This is a genomic window from Streptococcus sp. E17BB (genome assembly GCF_041807725.1).
GTDB lineage: Bacteria > Bacillota > Bacilli > Lactobacillales > Streptococcaceae > Streptococcus > Streptococcus entericus.
In genome coordinates this window covers 1-1,048 of the sequence record NZ_JBGTZC010000078.1, presented here as the reverse complement: position 1 = coordinate 1,048, position 1,048 = coordinate 1, and the positions used below count along the sequence as shown (strand labels likewise).

Sequence of the window (1,048 nt, the reverse complement as noted above, 5' to 3'; positions counted from 1 at the left end):
GGGGGGGACTACCTTTGAGACAATCATCACAGTCCTTGATGAACTGGGGTACAACGTGGAATGGGATGTGCTTAACAGCAAGGATTTTGGAGTCCCCCAAAACAGGGAGCGTGTGTTCATTATTGGACATCTTAGAGGACGAAGTACCAGAAGAATTTTTCCTCTCGGAGGAGAAAACCCAGAACCTGTTGAAAAATCAGCAGCTATCAAGGTCATAGGGAACACCAAGAACCCTGAAAGTAGCATGTTAGGGACAAAAACAGAGGTTTATGACCCTACTGGTATTTCAGGAACGTTGATGGCTACCGACTATAAAGGTCCTAAGCAAATCATTGTCAAAAGTCTGGGCAATGTTAATCCATCAGGAAATGGCATGAATGGGGAAGTCTATTTATCACGTGGGCTAGCACCAACCTTAACCAGAGGAAAAGGTGAGGGAACTAAAATTGCCATTCCTGTCTTAACCCCTGACAGACCTGAAAAACGGCAGAATGGCAGGCGGTTCAAGGAAAACGGAGAGCCTATGTTCACTCTGACAGCCCAAGACCATCACGGAGTAGTGGTGGCTGGTCAGCTAGAGGGTGCTTTTGAAATGAGCAATAGGGTCTATGACCCGGTGGGACTTGCCCCAACCCTGAGAACAATGCAGGGCGGTGGTAACGAACCCAAAATCATTCAAAGGCCCAGAGGGGAGAACAAGGGTGGTTTCCATGATATAGCCCCAACTGTGACCAGCAGTAGCTACCACGAAAACAACCACTTATCAGATGGTTTCCGTATTCGGAAGCTGACACCTAGAGAATGTTGGAGACTACAAGGCTTTCCAGATGAAGCCTTTGACAAAGCCCAGGCGGTCAATTCAAACAGTCAATTATACAAACAAGCAGGTAATAGTGTGACTGTAAATGTCATCTATGCCATAGCAAGCAGAATGGAGACAGAATATGCTGACAAAGATTAACGTACCTAAAACCTCTATTGTGATTGAGATTGAAAACAAGGAAATCACAATAGATAACATGATTGGTTATGACATCAAAATGGTTTT

Annotated in this window: 1 protein-coding gene; it reads left to right on the top strand. The window is 45.0% G+C overall.

All coding sequences use genetic code 11. From position 1 onward, the window contains the following. Window positions 1-961, top strand: a 961-nt coding sequence (gene dcm / locus ACERC7_RS10670) for a DNA (cytosine-5-)-methyltransferase (RefSeq protein ID WP_373666909.1), incomplete at its 5' end; no start/stop codon positions are given. Between the last annotated feature and the right edge of the window lie 87 nt (window positions 962-1,048).